Origin of the sequence: Brachyspira innocens ATCC 29796 (assembly GCF_000384655.1) — a bacterium.
Classification (GTDB): domain Bacteria; phylum Spirochaetota; class Brachyspiria; order Brachyspirales; family Brachyspiraceae; genus Brachyspira; species Brachyspira innocens.
In genome coordinates this window covers 1-24528 of sequence record NZ_ARQI01000126.1, presented here as the reverse complement: position 1 = coordinate 24528, position 24528 = coordinate 1, and the positions used below count along the sequence as shown (strand labels likewise).

General features: G+C 27.3%; 23 protein-coding genes and 1 pseudogene. 8 read left to right on the top strand and 16 right to left on the bottom strand.

Annotation, left to right across the window (positions count from 1 at the left end; genetic code table 11):
- The first annotated feature begins 160 nt into the window (after positions 1-160).
- The 4 genes and pseudogenes from F811_RS0112675 to F811_RS0112650 all read left to right on the top strand — a co-directional run bounded on the left by F811_RS0112675 (position 161) and on the right by F811_RS0112650 (position 3986).
- The gene (locus F811_RS0112675; protein ID WP_020005609.1) at positions 161-838 is read left to right on the top strand and encodes a hypothetical protein; all 678 of its coding nucleotides are present in this window, start codon (positions 161-163) and stop codon (positions 836-838) included.
- 333 nt (positions 839-1171) lie between these two features.
- A pseudogene (locus F811_RS16125) lies at positions 1172-1876 on the top strand (hypothetical protein).
- Positions 1877-2423: 547 nt separating this feature from the next.
- The gene (locus tag F811_RS0112655; protein WP_020005605.1) at positions 2424-3110 is read left to right on the top strand and encodes a hypothetical protein; all 687 of its coding nucleotides are present in this window, start codon (positions 2424-2426) and stop codon (positions 3108-3110) included.
- Positions 3111-3293: 183 nt separating this feature from the next.
- Positions 3294-3986, top strand: coding sequence for a hypothetical protein (locus tag F811_RS0112650; RefSeq protein ID WP_020005604.1), 693 nt, complete (start codon positions 3294-3296; stop codon positions 3984-3986).
- Between the two features lie 308 nt (positions 3987-4294).
- Here the strand turns inward: F811_RS0112650 and F811_RS0112645 are convergent, their stop codons facing one another.
- Positions 4295-5605, bottom strand: coding sequence for a bifunctional folylpolyglutamate synthase/dihydrofolate synthase (locus F811_RS0112645; RefSeq protein WP_020005603.1), 1311 nt, complete (start codon positions 5603-5605; stop codon positions 4295-4297).
- 307 nt (positions 5606-5912) lie between these two features.
- Here F811_RS0112645 and F811_RS0112640 point away from each other — a divergent pair, with 307 nt between their 5' ends.
- Entirely contained in the window at positions 5913-6293 is a 381-nt protein-coding gene (locus F811_RS0112640; protein WP_020005602.1) for a PepSY-like domain-containing protein, read from the top strand.
- Positions 6294-6381: 88 nt separating this feature from the next.
- Here F811_RS0112640 and F811_RS0112635 read toward each other — a convergent pair whose 3' ends face one another.
- The 5 genes from F811_RS0112635 to F811_RS0112615 all read right to left on the bottom strand — a co-directional run bounded on the left by F811_RS0112635 (position 6382) and on the right by F811_RS0112615 (position 11129).
- On the bottom strand, positions 6382-6711 hold the full coding sequence (locus tag F811_RS0112635) for a PTS lactose/cellobiose transporter subunit IIA (RefSeq protein ID WP_013113207.1): 330 nt from the start codon (positions 6709-6711) through the stop codon (positions 6382-6384).
- A gap of 94 nt (positions 6712-6805) precedes the next feature.
- Positions 6806-8191 (bottom strand): glycoside hydrolase family 1 protein, encoded by a 1386-nt coding sequence (locus F811_RS0112630; protein ID WP_020005601.1) that lies wholly within the window; start codon positions 8189-8191, stop codon positions 6806-6808.
- Positions 8192-8213: 22 nt separating this feature from the next.
- Positions 8214-9551, bottom strand: coding sequence for a PTS cellobiose transporter subunit IIC (gene celB, locus F811_RS0112625; RefSeq protein WP_020005600.1), 1338 nt, complete (start codon positions 9549-9551; stop codon positions 8214-8216).
- Positions 9552-9679: 128 nt separating this feature from the next.
- Positions 9680-10762: a DUF871 domain-containing protein gene (locus F811_RS0112620; RefSeq protein WP_020005599.1), complete on the bottom strand. Its 1083-nt coding sequence runs from the start codon at positions 10760-10762 to the stop codon at positions 9680-9682.
- Positions 10763-10820: 58 nt separating this feature from the next.
- Positions 10821-11129, bottom strand: coding sequence for a PTS sugar transporter subunit IIB (locus F811_RS0112615; RefSeq protein WP_020005598.1), 309 nt, complete (start codon positions 11127-11129; stop codon positions 10821-10823).
- A 109-nt stretch (positions 11130-11238) separates the two neighbouring features.
- On the opposite strand from F811_RS0112615, the gene F811_RS0112610 reads away from it, so the two are divergent.
- Together F811_RS0112610 and F811_RS0112605 are read left to right on the top strand one after the other, a co-directional pair.
- Entirely contained in the window at positions 11239-13131 is a 1893-nt protein-coding gene (locus tag F811_RS0112610; RefSeq protein ID WP_281167087.1) for a BglG family transcription antiterminator, read from the top strand.
- A 4-nt stretch (positions 13132-13135) separates the two neighbouring features.
- Positions 13136-13405, top strand: coding sequence for an HPr family phosphocarrier protein (locus tag F811_RS0112605; protein WP_020005596.1), 270 nt, complete (start codon positions 13136-13138; stop codon positions 13403-13405).
- Positions 13406-13815: 410 nt separating this feature from the next.
- On the opposite strand, the gene nifS is transcribed toward F811_RS0112605, so the two are convergent.
- The 10 genes from nifS to galT all read right to left on the bottom strand — a co-directional run bounded on the left by nifS (position 13816) and on the right by galT (position 23258).
- Positions 13816-14982 carry a cysteine desulfurase NifS gene (gene nifS / locus F811_RS0112590; RefSeq protein ID WP_020005593.1) on the bottom strand — a complete coding sequence of 389 codons (1167 nt, stop codon included), beginning with the start codon at positions 14980-14982 and terminating at the stop codon, positions 13816-13818.
- A gap of 15 nt (positions 14983-14997) precedes the next feature.
- On the bottom strand, positions 14998-15831 hold the full coding sequence (gene nifU, locus F811_RS0112585; RefSeq protein WP_020005592.1) for a Fe-S cluster assembly protein NifU: 834 nt from the start codon (positions 15829-15831) through the stop codon (positions 14998-15000).
- A 98-nt stretch (positions 15832-15929) separates the two neighbouring features.
- Entirely contained in the window at positions 15930-16106 is a 177-nt protein-coding gene (locus F811_RS0112580) for a (2Fe-2S)-binding protein (protein WP_020005591.1), read from the bottom strand.
- Between the two features lie 237 nt (positions 16107-16343).
- Positions 16344-16790 (bottom strand): hypothetical protein, encoded by a 447-nt coding sequence (locus F811_RS0112575; protein WP_020005590.1) that lies wholly within the window; start codon positions 16788-16790, stop codon positions 16344-16346.
- A 47-nt stretch (positions 16791-16837) separates the two neighbouring features.
- Positions 16838-17965, bottom strand: a complete 1128-nt coding sequence (locus tag F811_RS0112570; protein ID WP_020005589.1) for an MGDG synthase family glycosyltransferase — start codon at positions 17963-17965, stop codon at positions 16838-16840.
- 209 nt (positions 17966-18174) lie between these two features.
- Positions 18175-19839 (bottom strand): S1 RNA-binding domain-containing protein, encoded by a 1665-nt coding sequence (locus F811_RS0112565; protein WP_020005588.1) that lies wholly within the window; start codon positions 19837-19839, stop codon positions 18175-18177.
- A 49-nt stretch (positions 19840-19888) separates the two neighbouring features.
- Positions 19889-20560, bottom strand: a complete 672-nt coding sequence (gene cmk / locus F811_RS0112560) for a (d)CMP kinase (protein ID WP_020005587.1) — start codon at positions 20558-20560, stop codon at positions 19889-19891.
- A gap of 139 nt (positions 20561-20699) precedes the next feature.
- On the bottom strand, positions 20700-21131 hold the full coding sequence (locus tag F811_RS0112555; protein ID WP_245555870.1) for a hypothetical protein: 432 nt from the start codon (positions 21129-21131) through the stop codon (positions 20700-20702).
- 156 nt (positions 21132-21287) lie between these two features.
- The gene (locus F811_RS0112550; protein WP_020005585.1) at positions 21288-22283 is read right to left on the bottom strand and encodes a glycosyltransferase; all 996 of its coding nucleotides are present in this window, start codon (positions 22281-22283) and stop codon (positions 21288-21290) included.
- Complete coding sequence (galT, locus tag F811_RS0112545) at positions 22284-23258, bottom strand: galactose-1-phosphate uridylyltransferase (protein WP_020005584.1); 975 nt, start codon at positions 23256-23258, stop codon at positions 22284-22286.
- A gap of 199 nt (positions 23259-23457) precedes the next feature.
- Here galT and F811_RS0112540 point away from each other — a divergent pair, with 199 nt between their 5' ends.
- On the top strand, positions 23458-24369 hold the full coding sequence (locus F811_RS0112540; RefSeq protein WP_020005583.1) for a glycosyltransferase: 912 nt from the start codon (positions 23458-23460) through the stop codon (positions 24367-24369).
- Positions 24370-24528 lie beyond the last annotated feature (159 nt).

Genomic DNA, 24528 nt, shown 5'->3' with positions numbered 1-24528 from the left:
ATTAATTTATGCAATATATAAATTTCTATTTTAATAATTCTATATTTTCAAAAACATTCGTTTATTCTTTCACTTTTTTATCCAAAGTCAATATTCTAAATTATTTCATGTTTCTATCATATTCCATAAACATCTTTTATAAATATTAAGGAGATAAAATATGAAAAAAAACATTATACTAATCAGTTTATTCCTGATGACATCGGCATTAGCCTACTCTCACTCTTTAGGTTTAGGTCTTTATATTCCATTAGGAGGAAGTATTCCTAGCCTATATCAAAACGATAATCTAAATCCAACTTCATCATTAAGTCCAAAATCAGCATTTGAAGTTGGAGTTATATTTAATCCTAGAGTTACTTTTGACGTAAATGATTATAATGATGTATCTATAGGTGTAGATATAGGTTGGTATAGAGATACATTTAAATTTCAAACTGATTCGCAAAACTTTACACATGAATTTGATACTGTTATGACAGGTATTAATTTTAGATGGAGTCCTTCTCTATTTGTATTAGGCATAGGCGGCGGTGTTAAATTTCCTTTTACAGGTAAATATAAGGAAGGAAATAATAAGATAGCATTAAGCGGAGGAAGTTTCTCAGCAAGATTTAATAATCCTGTTATACCTTATGTAAGACTTTATACAGGTATAGATTTAACTCTTGTAAGTTTAGCATTATATGTTAATTTTGATATACCAACTATGCAGATAAAAGATAACTTAGATTCATTAGGCAAAGGATATAGTTATCCTGGAAAATTAGGTTCTGTTGATATAGGTGCTCAAATAGGGCTGCATTTCGATATATTTAATTTTGGAGAAAATAATTAATAGATTAAATTTTATTACATAAATCAAGTATAATTGAAAAAAATTTTTGGGGGTATATTTTTATATATCCACATTTTTAATACTTTCATTATAAAAAGATAAAGTTTAAAAAATTATAAATACCAATATATGGTATAACTATATATTTTATATTGACTTTTATATCAAAAGCTTTATACTGATACTAGGTTTATAAAAGTTTTATGGAATTAATTTATGCAATATTTAAACAGTCATTTATTTGTATTTTCAATTCATTAAATCAGAATTTTTTAAAAATAAATATTCTAAATTATCCTATCTCACACAATTTTATCGGTTTTGAGGAAAAATATGAAAAAAAGTATTATACTAATCACCATATTTATAATGACAACAACTATAGCATACTCCAACTCTTTAGGATTAGGACTTTATATTCCATTAGGAGGAAGTATTCCTAGCCTTTATCAAAATGATAATGCTAATCCAAATATAACATTATCTCCGCATAGTGCATTCTAGATAGGTGTTATATTTCAGCCTAGAGTTAGTTTTCAGGCAGATAAAAAAGGCATTCATCATATTTCTATAGGTTTAGATGTAGGCTGGTATAGAGATACATTCAAATTTCAATATGATTATCAAGATTTTACACATGAATTTGACAGTCTTATGACTGGAATTAATTTTGAATGGCGTCCTTTAATATTCCAAGTAGGTATAGGAGGCGGTGTTAAATTTCCTTTTACAGGTAAATATTGGATTGGGGACAATGATACAGCATTAAATGGAGGAAATGTTTCAGCAAGATTTAAAAACCCTCTAATACCTTATATAAGACTTTATACAGGTATAAATTTGCTTGTTCTAAGTTTATCATTATATGCTAATTTCGATATATCAAATATGCAAATAAAAGATAATTTATCTTCATTGGGTGAAGGATATAAATATCCAGGTAAGTTATTTTCTATTGATATAGGTGTTCAGTTTGGCATACATTTAGATATATTCCAATTTGGAAAAAATGAAAGAGAAGAACTTATATTTATATAATTAAATCTTTATCAAAAAACATAATAATAGAAAATGTTTTCATATATACATATACTTTAATTATAAAAGAATAATTTCCAAAAACCATAAATACAAACATAGGCTATAATAAAAATCATATACTTTTATATTGACTTTTATATCAAAAACTTTATACTGATACTAGGTTTATAAAAGTTTTATGGAATTAATATATGCAATAGACTTGTTTCAAAAGTACTTGACAAGATTATATGTGAAATTTTGCTAATTTATAAATTATTAAAATAATGTTTTAAATGTTGTATAACTTATTATTTAAGTATATAAATATGCAGTCCTTCGCGTCTGCGGGCTGTGCCTGCTTCTCGCCGCAGGCGTACTTCGTATGGGTCACCACCGAGTAGGTGCCTAGGCGGCAAAAGAAGTGGGGGCTAGTCCCCACAATTAATAAATAAAATTAGTTTTGAAACAAGTCTAATATTTAAAAAGTCATTTATTAACTCCAATTTTTTCAAAAGAATTATTCTAAATTATTAAAAAATTTTATTTGTTTTAAGGCAAAAATATGAAAAAAATTATTATACTAATTAGCTTACTTGTGATGACATCGGCATTAGCCTACTCTCACTCTTTAGGTTTAGGTCTTTATATTCCATTAGGAGGAAGTATTCCTAGTCTATATCAAAACGATAATTTAAATACAACTTCATCATTAAGTCCAAAATCAGCATTTGAAATGGGAGTAATATTTCAGCCTAGAGTTAATTTTAAAATGAGTGCAATAAGCTACAATTATATATCTTTGGGATTAGATTTTGGCTGGTATAGAGATACTTTTCAATTTCAAACTGCTTCACAAAACTTTACACATCAATTTGACAGTATTATGACTGGAATTAATTTAGAATGGCGTCCTTTAATATTCCAATTAGGTATAGGAGGCGGTGTTAAATTTCCTCTTTCAGGCTCATACTTGGAAAATAACAATGGTACAAAATTAAGCGGAGGCGATTTATACAGCAGATTTAACAATACAATCATACCATATATAAGACTTTATACAGGTATAAATTTGGTTGTTTTAAGTTTATCATTCTATGTTAATTTTGACATACCATATTATCAGATAAAAGATAACTTATCATCATTAGGTGAAGGATATAAATATAGCGGAAAATTAGCTTCTGTTGATATAGGGGCTCAAATAGGTTTACATTTAGATATATTTGAATTTGGAGATAATGGAATATAATATATAGTTTGACTCTTCATTAGAGAAATCATATTAATTGAAAAGTTTTGTGAAATTAATTTATGCAATATTTAAACAGTAATTTATTTTGATTTTCAATTTATTCTTTTATTAATCCAACATTTTTTAAAAAATAAATATTCTATATTGTATGACAATTTTATTAGCATTTGAGGAAGGAATATGAAAAAAAGTATTATACTAATAACTATATTTATAACAACATCAGCATTAGCATATTCTCATAATTTCGTAATGAGTTTGTATGTTCCATTAGCTGGAAGCCGTCCTAGTTTTTATCAAACTGGTATCTTATCGGACTATTTAACAGAACAGGCAGAATCTGCATTTGAAGTAGGCGTTATATTTCAGCCATCAATATATTTTACAATAAACAAATTACATTATGTAGTATTAGGAGTAGATTTCGGCTGGTATAGAGATACATTTCAATTTCAAGACTTTACACATGAATTTGATAGTATTATTACTGGACTTAGTCTTGAATGGATGCCTTCAATATTCCAAATAGGTATAGGAGGCGGTGTTAAATTTCCTTTATCTGGAAAATATTCAATAGGAAACAATTATACATTATTGGATTACAAGGCTTTATCATCAAGATTTAATAATCTAGTTATACCTTATGTAAAACTTTATACTGGTGTAAATTTCTTTTTAGTAAGTTTATCATTCTATGTTAATTTTGACATACCATACTATCAGATAAAAGATAACTTAGCTTTATTAGGAGAAGGATATAAATATAGCGGAAAATTAGCTTCTGTTGATCTAGGTGTTCAGATTGGACTGCATTTACCTACTATAGGATTTGGTAAAAATAATGATTATTACGATATTAGAAATAGAATTTAAAAATTAATGCAGTCAGTTTAATATTTTTTTTGTTATTTAATAATTTTATTTATATATACCTAAACAAGTATAATTTGTCAAAATTAATTTTTTAAATTTAAAATATTTGCAGGGCTTTGCCCCGCACCCCACTTCTTTTGCCGCCTAGGCACCTACTCGGTGGTGACCCAAAGAAGCAAAAGGACTGCATATTTATATACTAAAACGATAAATTATACAACATTTAAAACATTATTTTAATAATTTATAAATCAGCAAAATTTTACATATAATCTTGTCAAGTAGTTTTGAAACAAGTCTAATATATTTTATATATCAGTATTTTTATATAAATTAATAAATTCACTTGCTGCATATAATGAACCTATTACAAGTACTGGTTTATTACTTTTATTAATTGATTTTATATTATCAATAGCATCATGAAAATTTGCTATATGCTTTACATTAGGTTTATCTTTTAAATATTGATAAGTTTTTAAACTATCAGTTTCTTTATATGCTATGTTGTCTGGAGAGCTTAATATTATTTCCGAATCATATCGTTTTAATATATCAGACATATTTTTTATATCTTTCTGACTTAAAGGAGCAAACAGTATTATGACATCATCATACCATTGATATATTGTATTTAATACTCTTTCTAATGATTTTGCATTGTGAGCACCGTCTACTATTATATCTGGATTTCTATGCATAAATGTAAGGCGTGCATTTATATGAAACTCTTTTAATGAATTAATTGCTTTATTAATATTTTTTTCATTATAGTTATTATCAGCCTTAAGAAGTATATTCAATGCCTTAAAAGAAAGCGATATATTTTCCGCCTGATGTTCTCCAAGAAGCGTAGTTGAAAAATTATACTCTTTGTCTTTTTCTCTATAAATAAACTCTAGTTTTTCATTGCTGTTTAATATTATATCGGCAGAAAAATCCTCTTTAAAAACATATAGATTACAATTATTTTCTTTTGCTATATCTCTTATTATTTTTATAGAATTGTCCTCTTGAAATGCTGATACAACAGAAGTGTTTGGCTTTATTATTCCAGCCTTTTGAGCCGTTATCTCTTCTATGGTGTAGCCTAATATCTCCATATGATCGTATGATATAGAAGTTAAAATACTTACAGATGAGTTTACTATATTAGTACAGTCTAATTTTCCTCCTATACCTACTTCTATGCAGGCATAATCAACTGCATTTATATAAAAATAATATAGTCCCATTATGGTAAAAATTTCAAATACTGTTATATTATTGTATATCTCATCACTCTCTATAATATTCTTTATCTTTAATGTAATATTAATAAAATCTTCTTCACTAATCCAATTTTCATTTATGGATATTCTCTCTCTCTCATTAACTATATGCGGGGAAGTAAATGCTCCAGCTTTATATCCCAAAGAAGAAAGCATTTTTGACAATGTTAATGTAGTTGAACCTTTACCCTTTGTACCTGTTATATGTATTACTTTAAATACCTGTTTATATCCTAATAATTTTAATATTTCTTTTACATTGTTTATGTGATTAAGATTGTTTTTATGAAGAGTCTTTTTTCCCATAAAAGAATATATATAATCCAAAGCCTCATTTATGTTTTTCATGTCTATGTTTCCAATAAAAATAATTAATTAAAAAATAATTAAGTAGGATATCATATTTTGCAAAAGACTGCAAGAAGTAATTTATTTATGTTTGTAGTAATCTATTATTTTATTACTACATAATATAAACTTTACATTAATTTTACAATAATGAGAATATATGTATTATATGTATAATAATATTATTAAAATAGCCGAATATTGTAAAAATAATGTAAAATATTTGTAAAATTATATTGCCTAAAATTTACAATTTGTTATAATATAAATGTAAAGAGATTTTACAATACCCAAAAGGAGAATAACTATGACTAATACATTAAACCTTTTTATAAAAATAACACCAAGTAAATTACCTGAAAATGCTAAAAGATTTATAGCTGCTAATTTTAATAAAGCAAAAATAGTATATATTGATAAAATAAAAGATGAATATGAAATAAAATTATCAAACGGAACTTATATTAATTTTGATAAAAACGGAGAATGGAATTACATAAGCAGTGATGACAATATAATAAGAGAAAATATACTGCCAAAAAATATAGCAGGCAGAGTAAAAAACGTTATGAAAAAATATAAAAGTGCTTATATATTTGAAATAAACAAAAGAATAAATTTTTACAGAATAAAATTAAGCAACTCATTAGATTTATGCATAAGCCATAAAGGAAACATATTAGCATAAATAAAAAGGAGATTTGCTTTATGAAAATAAGGTTTTAGGGACTTAAAAGAAATTTTAAGTCCCTTTATTGAATGGTTTAAAATATATGTTATTTATTATGATTTACTTCTAATATACTTATCATTTCTTTTATAAGATTTTTCTCGCTCATAGCAGTCATCAAATGATCCTGTGCATGAACAAAAAGCATAGTAATTTCTATTTTTTCACCGTCTGCTTCTCTAGTTATTAAATTAGTCTGAAACTCATGAGATTTTAATATTATCTCATCAGCCTCTTTCATTTTTTGAGCTGCCTCATCAAATTTTTTTTCTTTAGCAAGTCTTAAAGCCTCATAAGCTAAACTCTTACTCTCACCAGCCAAACTAATAATAGGAAATACATTCTCCTCCATAAATTTTTCTTGCTCTTCAGTCATAACTATAGCCTCCTAAATATAAATTATTTTTATTTTTTATATTATCAAGCAAATATTAATAAACATTTTTTATAATTTTAATTGATATAATATTTTATCCCTCAAAGCCTTTGTTTTTCACTAGCTCTTTAAACCAATAGCCAGATTTTTTTATTGTCTTTTTACCGCTTTCTAAATCAAACCTTATAAATCCGTATCTGTTTTTATAAGCATTAAGCCAAGACCAGCAGTCTATAGGTGTCCACATCAAATAACCTATACAATTAGAACCTTCTTCTATACCCTTATGAAGCCATTTCAAATGCTCACTTACAAACTCTATTCTGTAATCATCTTCTACAATACCATTTTTTATAAATCTTTCTTCGTTTTCCACACCCATACCGTTTTCGGTTATAAGCCATTTTATATTAGAATAGTTTTCCTGTATATTTTTAGCTATATCATAAATACCTTTATAATATATTTCCCAGCCTCTGTAAGGATTCATAAGTCTGTTAGGCATTTCATAAGGCTCAAAGAAATTTTCAGGCATTAAAATATCCGATTCAAACTTACTCTCTCTTGCCTTTACTCTTCTAGGCTGATAATAATTTATTCCTAAAAGCGATATAGTATTTTCTCTTAATATATCTTTATCTCCTTCTTCACATATAGGAGTAAGATTATTTTCATTTACAAAGTCTATTAAATCAGCTGGAAACTCACCCTTAACAGCTGGATCCAAAAAACTTCTATTAAAAATCAAATCACATATATGAGAAGCCTTTAAATCTTCTTTATTATTTTCATCTCTAGGATATGAAGGAGTAAGATTAAGTATTATACCTATATCACCTTTTTTTCCAGATTCTTTAAAAGCTTTTACAGCCTTTGCACTTGCCAAGTTCATATTATAAACAACCTGAGCTGCTCTTTTAAATGATACAACTTCTGGATAATGGAATTTATACAAATATCCGCCCTCAGCAACAACTATAGGCTCATTAAAAGTAAACCATTTATGAACTTTATCTCCATAAATCTCAAACATTTTAGCAGCATATCTTGCATAAAGCTCAACTACTTCTCTATTTTCAAATCCGCCTATTTCCTGAAGTTTTAAAGGCATATCAAAATGGTACAAACATATTATAGGCTCTATATCATTTTTTATAAGCTCATCTATAACATTACCATAAAACTCAGCAGCTGTTTCATCTAATTCTAAAGTATTAAAATCCTTTACTATTCTGCTCCATTGTATTGAAGTTCTAAAAACATTATGACCTGTTTCTTTTATTAACTTTATATCATCTTTATAATCTCTAAAAAAGTTAGATGTATATTCAGGTCCTACTTGATTATGGAATTTCTCTTTTGATATTTCAAACCAATAATCCCATATATTTTTATTAGCCTTATTATAAAAACCTTCGCTTTGAGGTCCTGAAGTAGAACTTCCAAATAAAAAATTATCACTGAATTTATATTGTTTCATATTATTAAAAACCTCATTAATTTTATTTATTATTTGCTTCTTCTCTTTCTAATGATATCTCATAAGCTCTAAGGAAAGGTATATAAGCCAAATATGATGTAAATATTAATACCAAACTCAATATCATAGAAGCAAAATTCAAATTAGTAGCAAGCAATGCTGCCAATGGTCCCGGAGTTGTCCAAGGTACTAATGATACAATATGACCTATAATATTTAATTTTGTAAATACCCAAGCTATAGTGGCATTTATTATAGGAATACATATAAAAGGTATAACAAGAATAGGATTCATTACAACAGGGGCTCCAAACATAATAGGTTCATTAATATTAAATATAGCTGGAACTATTGATAATTTTCCTATAGATTTTATATGTTCATTTTTACTTCTTACCATAGCTATTGCCAAACCTAAAGTAGTACCTACACCGCCTATAAATACATATGAATCAAAAAATCCGCCTGCAAATATCTTTGTTACTGGCTCTCCAGCCTGAAGTGCTGCCTGATTTACTGCTAAATTTGATAATGTAATAGCTTTTACTATAGCATCTACTATATTAGTACCATGAAGTCCTGCAAACCATAATATATGTATTACAAGAAGAATAATTATTATAGAAGGAAGAGAATCTGATACTTTAAGCAATGGTTCAAATATTTTCATTACCAATTCTGGTATCATCATCATTAAACTTTTCTGTATAATAATATTAATAGCTTGAAATATTACTATAACCACAACTACTGGTATTAAAAGTTCAAAAGACTTTGCTATGGCAGGGGGTACTGATTCTGGAAGTCTTATAATAAGTTTTTTATTTACCAAAAATCTGAATATTTCTATAGATATAATACCAAAAATTATAGCTACAAATAAACCTTTAGCGTCCATAAATCTAACGTCCATAACAGGTATAGAACTGTCAGCATCAACTAAAAATGATTTTGATACAGCCTCTGCTATAGGAGCATATTCTACTTTTGCAGATACCAATAAAAAACTAAATAATGATAAAAATCCTCCAGTAATAGAATTAAGCTGATAATGTCCTGATAATGAATAGCCTATACCATAAGCTACAAATAATGACATTATGCCCATACTTACATAAAAAGGCTGAACCAAATCGCCTTTAAAAGAATTCATCAAATTAGTATACCATTCCATATATAAAAAATTACTCTTATCTGTAAAAGGTAAATTCAATATCAAAAGTATAAAAGATCCCACTATTAAAAAAGGCATAGCAAATACAAATCCATCTCTTATTGCATTTAAATATCTATTGCCTGCTATTTTTGAAGCTATAGGAAGAAGCTTGCTTTCTATAAATGCCATTAATTTATCATTCATGATCTACTCTCCATTCTATTATTTTTATATTATTTTAATTATTTAATAAATATTATTTACACTACACCTGCATATATGATAATTAATATAATTACACAGCTGTAATTTGGTATTTGTATAGCAAAAGATTATTGAGTTATTTTAAATCTCTGAGCCATGTTTATATAATCTAATAAAAATAAATAATCTTCATCTATTTTACCTACAACATTGGTTCTTCCAGTATTTTTCATATCTTTTAATGCTATCTGAAGTTCTCCAGCATAAGTTCCATATTCAGAAGAATCAATAAGTATATCTCCGCGTTTAATGTCTGTAATAGGATTAAATATTTTAAAATTATTTCCTTTGTATTTCACTCTAGGATTTGATGACCTAATAAAATAACTGCTTGTATCCGCTCTGTTTTGATGCATCTCTTCAAGAATTATTTTTCTCTCTGTTTCTGGAATATTATCTAATAATTTTGCTTTTAGAGTGATAAGTCTTTTATCCAAACAAGCAAGTTTTTTAAAAGTCTCTTCATTAGCATAACAATTAGCAATAAACACAGCATCAGCACCTAAAAAGAATAATTCCATAGCCTGAATTTCTATAGGAAGATTTCTATGCTCTTCTAAAGTACATATGCCATCATCTACAGGCCAAGGTCCGAAACTAGCCTCTTTAGCATTAACAAAAGCTGATGATTTTATAGAATGTTTTTTAAAACGATTCATACTTTCAATAAACAGTTTTTTATCAAGTCCGCTATAGGCATGAGGATAGAAATTATAGCAGCCTATAAGATTTTCTCTGTTCGGATAATAATTCATTATAGTATCTAAATATGATGTAGAATTACTCATATTAATCTCTATTTTTAAATTATAATCATTATAGGTCATTAAACTCTCTTCGTTTCCGCTATATCCCAAATCAAGCCTTATAGCCCAAGCTCCTAGCTTATGAAAAAAATCAAGCTCCTCATATGAAATACCTAAATGCTTAAATACAGCTGGAGATATATCTAAAGTAGTATTTATGCCTCTGTCTTTAGCATAATTTATGATTTCTGAAAACTCTTTCATAATTTCATCTTTAGAATGCTCTACCGATAATAAACACATAAAACATCTGGTAAAGCCATATTTTGAAGCTAAATCTATATAAGACTTATTATCCTCCATTTTAGAATGAAAAGGATAAACAGAAATACCTAATTCTCTCATAAAAATAATCCTATAATAAATAATCCTATTACAAATTTATAAATTAACCCTATAAATATTATTGAACTTTTAAGTTTAAAGCAAAATCTAATATTTTGTCACCGTTCATAGTGCCGTAATCTTTGAAATCTATAACATCCAATGGTTTATTTTTTTCTTTAGCTTTAGCTTGGAACTCTGCTTTTTGGAATTTTACCTGCGGTCCAAGTAAAAATACATCATAACTGTCTAATAATTCATAAAATCTTGCTGTAGCTACTGCTTCTATTTCTACGTCTATATTTCTTTTAGCAGCTGCTTCTTTCATTTTTTTTACAACCATACTTGTTGACATTCCTGCTGAACATAATAATAAAATTTTTGTCATAATTTTAAACCTCTCTTTTTTATTTTTTATTAGCTTATCACTTTTTTATAATAACTCAAACAATAAAACTACTATATTAATCTGGTATTTTTTTGTTTTTTATTTCGTTATAATATATAATATTTACATGAAAAATAAATATATTAAAGAAATATTATCTATTTTATCTGCTGAATCCTATATAACAGCTGAAAAATTGGCAAAAGAATTAAATGTAAGCGAAAAAACTATACGGATAAAAATACAGGAATTAAATAATGATCTTGAAAAAACTGGAGTAAAAATAATATCAAAACCAAGATACGGATATACTCTTTTATGTGATGATAATAATAAAGATATTAAGGCTATTAATTTTAATACAGTTAATGATTTTGAATACAGAGTAAAATATATTTTTGAATATTTAATTAACAATAATGATGAATATATAAAATCTGATACTTTAAGCGAAGCTCTTGATATATCTAAAACAACATTGACAAATACTTTAAAAATTATAGAAGATAATATTAAATATTATAATATAAAAATAGAAAGAAGACCTAATTATGGAATAAGAATTATAGGGAATGAATTTGATATTAGAAACTGTATTATAGACTATTATTTGAAACAATATATTCATGATGAAAAATATATTAATAAATCAATAGAAAAATTGGTAATAGATTTTATTAAAGATAATGATATTAAATTATCTGAAATAAATTTGGAAAACTTTATATTATATATATTAGTTTCTATAGAAAGAATAAAAAGAAATAAAGTTATTAACTGCTATGATAAAAATATTTTAAAAGATATAAAAGAAGAAGAATTAAAATTAGCAAATAAATTGGCAGAAATATTAGAAAAAGAAACAAGTATAAAATTTAATGAAGCAGAAAAAATATTTATAGCAATACATATAGCTTCAAAAAGTTTATTGACATCTTCAGAAAATTCCAATTTTATAATACAAAATAAACTTGATAATATAGTTCAGAAAATGCTTGATTTAGTATACAGCAATTTAAAAATAGATTTAAGAAACAATCTTAATTTAAGGCTTTTACTAAATCATCATATGATACCGCTTGATATAAGAATAAGATATAATGTATTACAAAAAAATCCTATGCTATGCGATATAAAAAGTAATTACGGCCTTTCGTATTTAATAGCTTCTGAAGCAAATACAGTTTTGAAAAGTTATTATAAAAAAGAAATTTCCGATGACGAAATAGGATATTTAGCTTTACTATTTCAAATAGCTTTGGAAGAAAATAGCAATGAAGAAAAAAATAAAATAAATATATTAATAGTTTGCGGAAGCGGAAAAACAACTTCAAAACTTCTAATGTGCAAATATAAAAAAGAGTTTGCTGATTATATAGATAATATCTATACTACTGATTTAATAATGCTTAAAGATTTTGATTTTTCAAAGGTTAATTATATATTTTCAACAGTACCTATTAATTTTAGAGTTCCGCTTCCTATTGTGCAAATAGGATTATTTTTGGAAAATAGTGATATTATCAATGTAAAAAATGCTTTAGAATTATCAAAAAATGACTTCCTGAATGATTATTATAATAAAGACCTATTCTCGTTGGATATTAAAGGAAACAGCAGAGATGAAATAATAAAAAATATATGCATTAATATAAAGAAATATATAGATATACCTGATAATTTTTATGACTCTGTTATGAAAAGAGAAGATTTATCAGAAACAGATTTCGGGAATTTGGTAGCTATACCTCATCCTTTTGATATTCTAACAGAAAAAACTTTTGTATATGTAGCCGTACTGGAAAAGCCTATTATATGGTACAAAAATAATGTTCAGGTTATATTTTTAGTTTCAATATCAAATAAGAAAGATGATAATTTACAGAAATTTTATCAGTATACTGTAGATTTTCTGCTTAATGAAGAAAGCGTTATGAAACTGATAGAAAATAAAACATTTGACAATTTAATGTATCTACTAAAAAATAATGAAGGGAAATAATAAAATGATTAGCTTCAATTATACTATCAAAAATATTAATAATATACATGCAAGACCTTTAAGTGACCTTGCCAAAATAGCAAAAGACAGTAAATGCAGTGTTATTATAAGCGACAGTAAAAAAAATAAAAAAGATGTAAAAAAGATAATAGGAATAATGCAGCTCAATTTAAAAATAGGTGATGAAGTTACGGTATCAATAGAAGGCAATGATGAAATTTTAGAAAATAAAGCCAAAGAAAATATATATAATTTTTTCAGAATAAATTTTTGATTTTAATAATAGACTTGTTTTAAAAGTGCTTGATAAGATTATATATAAAATTTTCGTAATTTATAAATTATAAAACAATATTTTACATGTTAGTTATTATTTTAATATACAAGTATGCAGTCCTTCGCTGCCGATACCACAGGTGGACTTCGTCGGCACGCAGAGCGGCGGGCTGTGCCTGCTTCTTGCCTGACTACGGCACGCAGAGTGAGGCGTACTTCGTATGGGTCACCACCTAGTGGGAGCCTTGCCTATAGCACGCATAGCGGGCAGCAAAATAAGTGGGGTGCAGGTATATTTTAAATTTAAAAAATTAATTTTTTGACAACTGTATTTGTTTATGTATATATAAAAAATAAAGCCTATTATAATAATTATAATAGGCTTATATTTAATTTCAATATAAAATCTTAATCTTTATAAGGTGATATATCTCTAAGTCTAGCAACTATTTTTTCTATAGCATCAGCGGTATACATCATCTCTTCCATAGTATTATCCAAAGACATAGAAAATCTTGTAGAACTATGAGCATACTCAAAAGGTACTCCCATAGCCTGAAGTACTGGAGAAGGCTCTAATGTACCAGAAGAACATGCACTTCCGCTTGAAGTACAAATACCATATCCGTCCAATAAAAGAAGTACTGCCTCACCTTCTATGTTTTTAAAACTTATATTAGCAGTATTGCTTACTCTATTAGCACCTTTTCCGTTGATTTTTATATCAGTTATTCTTTTAGAAACTTCTGCCTCTAAAGCATCTCTAAGTTTAGAAGTATGTTCAATAAATCTTGGAAGCTCAGCTTTAACCATAGAAGCAGCTTTACCTAAACCAATAATATAAGGCACATTTTCAGTACCTGCACGGCGTCCTCTCTCCTGATGCCCGCCTGTCTGAACAGTTCTTAATTTAGTACCATTCTTTATATACAAAGCACCTATACCTTTAGGAGCATGTATTTTGTGCCCTGCTATGGTAAGCATATCAATATAAGGCTCATTTTTCATATTAAGAGGAAGTTTTCCAGCAGCCTGAACAGCATCCACATGAAATACTGCACCTGCATTTTTTACTATCTCTCCAATCTCTTTTATAGGAAAAATTACACCTGTTTCATTATTGGCATACATTATAGATACTATTGCAGTGTTTTCGTTAATAGCACTTTTTAATTCATTAATATCTATATTTCCATCATTATCTACTGAAAGATAAGTAACTCTGTATCCATGACGTTCTAAAGATTTGCAAGTCTCTATAACAGCAGGGTGTTCAACTTTTGTAGTAATAATATGATTTTTAGTAGGATACGCTTCTATAGTTCCTCTAATAGCCATATTATCACCTTCGCTTCCGCATGATACAAAACATACTTCAATAGGCTCGCAGCCTAAGAAATCAGCAACTTCTCCTCTTGCTCTCTCCATTTCTTTATGTACAGCACCAGCAGGTGTGTACATACTAGAAGGATTAAAATACTGATCTTTAAAATAAGGGAGCATAGCTTCTAATACTTCTTCATATACTCTAGTTGTAGCATTATTATCTAAATATATTATTTTTTTATCTGACATATATATACCCTCCAATCAAACGCCTACAACTTCCAAATCTTTAGAAACTAGTTCCTGCAATTTAGGCTCAACAAAACCTTTTAAAGTATTTTTAGAAGAAGCACAAGAAGAACAAGCACCTTTAAACTCTATCATTACTTTATTGCCGTCAACATCTACAAGTCTGCAGCTTCCGCCATCCATTTTAAGCATAGGATTAATAACTCTTTCCAAAGCCTCTTCTATTTTTTTTACTTTTTGTACTGTAGTAAGAGGGGCATTTTTAGCTTCTCTTTCCATCTCAGCAAGCTCTTCATTTAAGATATCTTCAAGTTTAACCTTACAAGCTCCGCATCCGCCGCCTGCTTTAGTATAAAAAGTTATTTCCTCTACAGTTTTTAATTTATTTTCTCTTATAGCTCTTTTTATTTTTGTATCCGTTATACCAAAACATTTACAAATAATAGCACCCTCGTCATGTTCATCTTCTTTGGTATCAATTCCTCTATAATTATTAATAGCTTTCTCCAAAGTTTCCATTCCCATAACAGAACAGTGCATTTTCTCTTCTGGAAGTCCGCCAAGCTCCATAGCTATATCTTTATTTGTAATTTTAGCAGCTTCATCAAGAGTTTTTCCTTTAATCATCTCTGTTAGAATACTGCTGCTTGCTATAGCCGAAGCACAGCCGAAAGTTTTGAATTTGGCATCCAATATTTTATCGGTGTCTTTGTCTATTTTTAATGTTAATTTCAATGCATCGCCGCAGACTATACTTCCAGTCATAGCCTCTGCATCTGGATTTTCTATTTCTCCTACATTTCTAGGATTAATAAAATGATCTCTTACTTTATCTGTATATTCCCACATGTTCCTACCTCCATCTAAGTTAATTATTAATATACATAAAATATATTAATTTATAATTGGGATATAAAATAAATATAATTTTTTTATTTTTTAGAAATTTATTTATTCATTTCATTTAAGATTTGTTTAATAGCTTCCTGACAGCCGCCGCAGCCTGTACCTGCTTTAGTAGCTTCAGAAACTTGTTCTACTGTTTTTAATTTTTTTGATTTGATAGCATCTCTAATCTGACTCTCAGTTACTGCCATACAGAAACATATTGTTTTATCTGCCATTTTGATTCTCCTATTATCTAATTTGCAATTTATTATAGAAAATAGAAAAATATGAACATTCACATTAATCTATTTTATAACCTTCAAAGTTAGATAATTATAACATTTTGCCAAATAAATATCAAGTGCATTTATTAATTTTTCAATATACATTACTATATAGTATTTTAACAATTGTTTATGAAAATGATTTAAATAAAAAATTATGGCAATTATTCATTTTGAAAAGCAATATATTTAATTATTATTAACAGTTTCTATTAAAACAGCATCTGATTTATAATTTTCAATATTTTCAATATCAATTATTCTAAAACCATCTCTTAAAGCATAAAACTTTATGTTAGCACTTGGAAGAGTATTATTCTCAGATATAGATAGTATCAAATCAAATACCTGATAAGGATAATTTTCTTCAAGAATCTTTTTCAAAGACATAAACATTTTTAAAGATAAATTTAAAACCTGCTTTATATCTCTGCTGTTTGCTATATATATTTCATTATTATCCCATTCAAAATTTGTTAGATTTATTTCTTTAGAAACAACACAGCACATACTGCAGTCTGATTCATTGCTTATAACCCAATACTTTTCATTGTTAGAATTTACCCTTTCAAATACAGAATAATAATTTTTTAATTCTATATTAGATAAATCTATATCTGAAAGTAATTCTTTCATCTTCTTATTACTAATCAATTTATTTCCTTTTATAATTTTAAATAATATTATTTTTCATCTTTAAGAAGTTCTTTAGCAATGAAATTAACTGTTTTTTCTCTTGCATCTCTTCCGTAATAATTAAACTGATTTTCTCTGGTTTTAAGAAGATTTTCTCTTCCATTTTCAAGAAGATAATCTATTTTATTAAATATATCATCAGTAGAAACAGTATTATATCCTAAACCATTTTCTTCCAAATATATAGGAGTACCTTCCTCCTGACCTTTTAATGCCCCCATAGACACTATTGGTATCAAACAATTTATACCTTCAACTACAGACAAAGAACCGCATCTTGTAATTAAAATATCATTCTCATGAAATAATTTAAATAATTCTCTTGAGTATCCTATTAATTTTACTTCTTTTTTGTAATTTCTTAATCTGTATTTCACTCTTCTATAATTATTTTTATTTCTTCCGCATACAACTGTAACATCACAGTCATATTTTTCATGCAGTTTTCTTATTATATAATATATTCTTTTAGATCTTTCTGAATTATTTAATAAAAGTACTCTTAACTTACCATTTAAATTTGTTGCTGCTCTAACTTCTTCTATAGTTTTACAAGGAGAATCAAAATTAATTCTTGTAGGTATACCAAAAGTCATAACCTTATCTTTATCTATACCATTTTCTACAATAAAATTTGTAGCTTCTATAGAAGGACTTATTACTTTGCTTACTCTATTATCGAGCCATATATGTGTTACACTTACTATATCTGTTATTAAAGTATATAATTTTAATTCTGGCTTATATTTTTGTAAAAGATTAAGAACGCTTCCATTAAACAAAGGATGCACACTTAAAATTAAATCTGGATTATATTGTTCTATTCTTTTTAAAAATCTTCGTTTTATTTTTCTAGATATCTTTTTATTAACAGAAGCACTGTCATTATTAGAAAGATTAAAAAACTTACCCCACATATTTGGAAAATACTTTATGCATACATTATAAAGTCTCTCTGTAGCCATAAGCTCCAAATCACCTAATTTAAATCCGTTAATAACTTTGCATTCTATTTTATCTTTATACAATTTTTCAAAACCCTGCACTATTGCTGTATGAACACTTTTATGTCCATGACCTGTGTATTCTGATGATATGATAAGCAGTCTTTTCATAACTTAGCCCTTTATAAAAAATTATGCAAAATGAAATTAAGCATTTTTATAATAATTATATATAAAAAAACATTGATGTCAATATTGCATCAAATTAGATAATATTAAAAACATGTTTAAAACAAAAAATGTAATAAAAAATCCTAACATCATAATAAAACTATTATAATATTAGGATTTTATAATTTATTTTTTATTTAACTTCTGTTTTAATTATTTATATTATCAAAAGGGTTATAAGTCAAAGAAGTAGGTTCTGCTTTAGAGATATAATTTTGAGTTTCTTTTTTGTTTTGAGCTTCCATATACTCTCTTCTTGAAAGCGATATTCTTCTTTTACTTTGATTAACTTCTCTTACAACAAAAGGATAAGTTTCACCAACTTTAACAACTTCTTCTAAAGTACTTCCTTTAGGAATTTCAACCTGAGAAACATGCATATATCCTTCCAAATCATCTTCCAAAGAAACAATAGCACCAGAATCAACTATAGCCTTAACAGTACCATCAACTATAGAACCTTGAGGATGAGCTTTTTCAAATAATCTCCAAGGACTCTCTTTAGTATGCTTATAGCTTAATTTGATTCTTTGTTTATCTCTGTCTATAGACATGATAACCATATTAACATCTTCGCCCTCTTTAACATAGTCTTTCATATTAACTATATTATTTCTCCAATCAAAATCGCTTATATCACATATTCCTTCTAGTCCGTTAGGAAGTTCAAATACAGCAAAGTTTTTGATTATTCTTTTTACTTTACATTTTACACTTGATTTTACAGGGAAATCCTTTTCAACAGTATCCCAAGGATTTTCTTTTACTTGTTTTAATCCCAAAGTAAGTTTTCTTTCAGCTGCATTCATATCAAGTATTTTACATTCTAAGAAAGCACCTTTTTTAACGAAATCATTAGGATTATTAACATGTGTATTCCAGCTTAAATCAGAAATATGCACTAAACCTTCTATACCGTCAGCAACTTTAACAAAAGCACCGAATTTTTTAACATTAGTAACTTCACCCTGAATAACATCGCCTATATGGTACTGCTCAACAAATTTACCCCAAGGATCTTCATCAAGCTGCTTAATACCCAAATCAACTTTTTTATTTTCTTTGTCAATATGGAGAACTTTAAACATTCTCTCTTCGCCTTTGGATATTATAGATTTAGGATTAATAACTTTATCCCAAGACATATTAGGTATAGCAAGGAAACCGTCAAATCCTGGTGTAATTTCTATAAAAGCACCGAATCTTTCTATATTTTTTACTTTACCATTAATAATATCATTTTCTTTAAGATTATTTAAGAAACTTTCTATACTTGCATTTTGAGTTTCTTCTAATAAAGCTCTTCTAGATACTACAACATCTCTGCCGTTTTTCTTAATTACTCTAAACTCATACTCATTGCCTATATAATCAGTTTCTTTAATTCCTCTGGCTATATCTATTTGAGAAAACGGACAAAAAGCCTGATGTCCCATTATAGATACTTTAAATCCGCCTTTAATAACCTCTTTAACAACACCTGTAACTGTACTATTATTTTTAACAGCATTATCTATTAATTCTTGAGATTTTCTCTTATCTATTTCGCTTTTAGATAAAATAACATAACCTTTATCATCTTCCCCTGAAACAATAGCTTCTATTTCTTCACCAATAATAGGTTCTTTATCAAATTCATTTCTCTTAATTTTACCTTCAGATTTAGATTCAAAATCTATAAAAACGTCTGTATCGTCAAATTGAACTACTTTGCCTTTAATGATTTTTCCTCGGCTCAAAGAAGTATTATCACTTCCTTCTAAAGCCTTACGAAATTCAATTTCATCATTTGATAGATTTTTATTATCTTCCATTGTTCCTTCTCCCTCCTGCACTTTCACAGGTTAAAAATATATCCAACTGTTAATTAGATTGTTTATTTAAAATCACATTTGTGATTTTTTCTGCAACTTCATCTATAGTCATACTCGTAGTATCAATAATATATGCATTATCTGGAACCACAAGCGGACTATCTTTTCTATTTGAGTCAAACTCATCTCTTTTTCTTATACTTTCCCTAACCTCTTCATAAGTAAGTGTTTTACCTTTGGATAATTCTTCATTGTATCTGCGTCTTGCTCTTTCATCTAAAGAAGCGTCCATATAAAACTTATATTTAGCATTAGGAAAAACTACGCTGCCTATATCTCTGCCATCTACCACATAATTACCACCTTCAGCTATTTTTCTCTGTAGAGATACCATATTTTGCCTTACAACACTGATAGATGATACTTTGGATACTAAATTAACTACTTCAGAACTTCTTATCTCTTCTGTTACATCTTCATTATCTAAATATATTCTTCCAGCATTATCAAAACTAATATTTAAATTATTAAGAGCGGATATGACTTCATCATTACTATCTGTATTAATATTATGTTTAATCATATATAAGGTTACAGCTCGGTACATAGCACCTGTGTCTAAATATTTAAAAGACAATTTCTTTGCTGTTAATTTTGCTATAGTACTTTTACCTGCCCCAGAAGGACCATCAAGAGTAATTATTTCATGTATATCTGACACATATAACCTTTTTTAATTAAAATAATTTTCTATACAATATATCATAAATAATTATAATTTGCAAATATTTATTTTAATAAAAAGCAAACTTTATTATAATTTTTAAACATTTTCTAATAAATAATATATACTATTAATATTATATATAAAAATTAACAGACAATAATATACTTGTACTTGAAGAGCGATCCGAATATGAAGCAGATAAATCTCTAAACATAGAATTATAATTAACATTCATTGTTGATGAGTATGAGAATGAAACTGACACATCTTTACTACCTTGTACAAAGAAATACTCTATAGTCTTTAATGTAGTAAAAAAAACTAAATGACTTACATGAGAAGCTACTTCCTTAGTATAGCCCATAAACTGATAAAGCTCTAGGAAAATACTTAATATAGGCAGTTTCTTTTCGGCTATTAAAAAACTGCTAAGCATAGGAAAACTCAAAATACTTAAATTAAGAGAATAGTCTTCAAAAGATATATTATTGATATCGGTAACATAATTATTTAACCTTATCATCTTTAATGGAATAAGATTTCCATTGTCATTGAAGTTATACATACAAAACAAGTTGCTTGTAAATACAGCAAAAATTAATAATATATATTTAATATTCATTATTTTTAACAAACCTAAAAAATTTATTTGTTAAAGATTATACATTTTTATAATTTTTACAATATGAAAATATCTTGTATATTGAAAAAAATTACAAATTTATCCGAAAGATTTATATTTTTTTACAGAAAATTTAGCAATTCTTCTAAATTTCGTTACAATCCTTAAAATGCCGTAAAAAAAACCAAATCCGTAAAAGAAATGTGTTATAAAAAACATAAAAGGATATATAAAAATTCCAATTATTTTATAGATAAATCCCTTATCATTAAAAGCATATATAATACCTGCAAATACAGTCAATATTATGTAAACATATAATGGAAGAAAATAAAATTTCATTATGTTTACTTGAAAAATACTATATACAGCAAAAATTATCGGACATAAAACTATATAAGCCGAAAACAAGGCTGGCAAAGTAAATATTAAATTTTTACTGTTAAAATCTCTAAAAAGCTGTTCCAGTCTTCCTCTGCCATAATTAAGAAGCATTTTTATATACAATTTTAAATTCGCTCTTGGAGGTCTTTCTACTATTATCTTTGGATTATATATTAGTTTATAACCAAGAGAAAGTATTTTATCTATCAAAGCATTTTCTTCATTCGGATACAAGCTCTCATCAAAAAGTCCAGCCTCAAATAATACATTACGTCTTATAAATAGATTGCAAAGAATAACATCTCGGTCTGTACCCTCTTTTATATCAGTATTATTAACTCTATATCTATTAGCTATAGGTCCGACCGCATAATAAGAACACATACATTTATCTATATATATTTCAACCAAAGAGTTTGCTTTATGAACCGCAGGCCCTCCCACTATAGCAACTTTTTCATCATTCTCAAATATAATACTTGCCTCTTTCATATTATCAGCACTTACTATAGAATCATTATCTATAAAGTATACTATATCACCTAAAGACTGCTTAATACACTCATTTCTCTGAACAGTAGGATGCGTACCCTCAGCCTGAAAAATTTCGATATCTTCCTTAGGGTAATTAGAATGATACACCCCTGCTAATGTTTTTTCTATATTTTCACCAATCCTATGAGGAATGACAACTGTAATTTTTAACGGCACCTACATTCCCATATATCTAATATATGCAGTTCTTAACTGAGCTGCCATCTCTTCGGGGCTTGTAGGATTGCAGGGAGCCCAAGCACCTGTTTCTGAAGAAGCATTAAATTTTTGTTTTTCTTTGCTTCTCATAGGAGGGAAAAACTCTATATGATAATTCCATATATCATTATAATTAAATCCGTCATTTACTGGTGCACTGTACATACACATCATATATGGAAACTTCATATCAAATAACAGATCTAGTGTAGAAGTGGCCTTTTTTAAGGCATCTGCAAGCGATAAACTCTCTTCTTTATCAAAATCAGTTATTGAAAGTGTTTTCTTTTTAGGCATTATCATTATACCATAAGGATATTCTGTAGCAAAAGGCAAAAAACATATGAAATGATCATTTTCAAAAACTATTCTTCTATTATCTTCTAATTCCTGTTCCATCATATCCATAAAAAGATTTCTGCAGTTTGTATTATAATAACTGGAAGCCATTTCTATTTTTCTTTTGATTCTTAAAGGTATCCAGCTGTAGCCGTATATCTGACCATGAGGATGCGGCATAGTAACACCTACAACTTCTCCTTTATTTTCAAAAGGCATGATATATTTTATTTTTTTATTTTCAGCTATAGCTTTCATTCTTTCCTGCCATAAAGCCACCAATTTGACAATATGCTCAACAGGAAGTTCAGGTAAAGTAGTATTATGGTCTGGAGAATACAAAATAACTTCGCATTTACCTATAGAAGGTGCTGTTTTAAACATTTTACCGTTATCTACTTCATCTGGATAAGGAGGTTCAAATGATAAGGCAGGAAAGTCATTATCATATTTATAAACATCATAATTATCTGGAACTTTTCCGCTTCCAGGACAAAACGGACAATAATCTTTAGGCATCTGCGGACGTGCCTGCCTATGACTAGCTATCATAACATAATCTCCAAGTAATGGGTTGTAACGCAATTCTGCCATATTTATTTCTCCTATTTATTAATTATATTCATTGATATTTGTTAATATCATTATTTCATTTTTTAATATAGATGTATTATATACCTTTTTTGATAATAAACAATACATAAAACATCTATAATTTAAAAATATAAAATTATTTACTTTTTTGCTTTTATACTGTATTATAAATATAACAATAAAATATGGATAAAAAATTATGAAAAAGAAAATAGCTCTGCTTCTATGCTCTACAGGAAATGAAGCATTTGCAGCTGGAAATGTTATAATAGGTGCTAAAAAATACTTGTTTCAAAACTTAAAAGATGAAGAATATGATATCATATTTTACACAGATAAATTAGAGCCTAATGATGAAAATGCCCTTAAAAAAATATTCCAAAGAATAATTATAAAAATATATCAATCACCATTCTCAAAGAAAATGATGGATTTAAAAGAATTGAACAATTTTAGTGTATTTGCTTATGCACGTTTTGAGGCTTTCAATTTACTTGACAATTATCAAAAAGTTTTCTATACAGATACAGATATAGTTATACAAAAAGATATTTCTCATTTGATAAATTTAGATTCTGAGCTATATGCAACAATATCAACAATATCAATACGTAATTCGGCACAAACAAATCAAACTATACCATTACTAGAAAAAACTAAATATAATATTGACTGCAATTCATTTTATGATGGAAATATAATAATATCAGATAGAATAAGAAACTATGAAAATATTACAGAATGGTGCTATAAGAAAACAGAAGAATATATAACAAATGACTTGGTAATATTAAATTTAATATGTCAGGAATTTGATATAAACATAACAGATGCAGGAGAAACATTCTGCTGTTTCCCAAAATCAGAGAATGCTGATAAAGCACATATAATACATGCTATAGGTCCTCAAAAATTTTGGCGTGGTACATACAATAAATATTGGGAAGAGAATAATAAAATATGGATAGAAGCAGGCGGAAATCAAACTTATAAAGAAAATAATGCCAAAAGAAAAGAAATAGATAAAATAGTTTGGTGGATACCTACATTCAAACTTCGTGACAAAGTAAGAAGATATCTACTTAAAAAAGCAGGACTTACAGGAAGATAAATATATTGACTTTTTTTATAAAGAAGTTAATATGAATAAAGGCTTTTAAAAGGTTTTTATATGAAACACAACACAACACAACACAACACAACACAACACAACACAACACAACACAACACAACACAACACAACACAACACAACACAACACAACACAACAC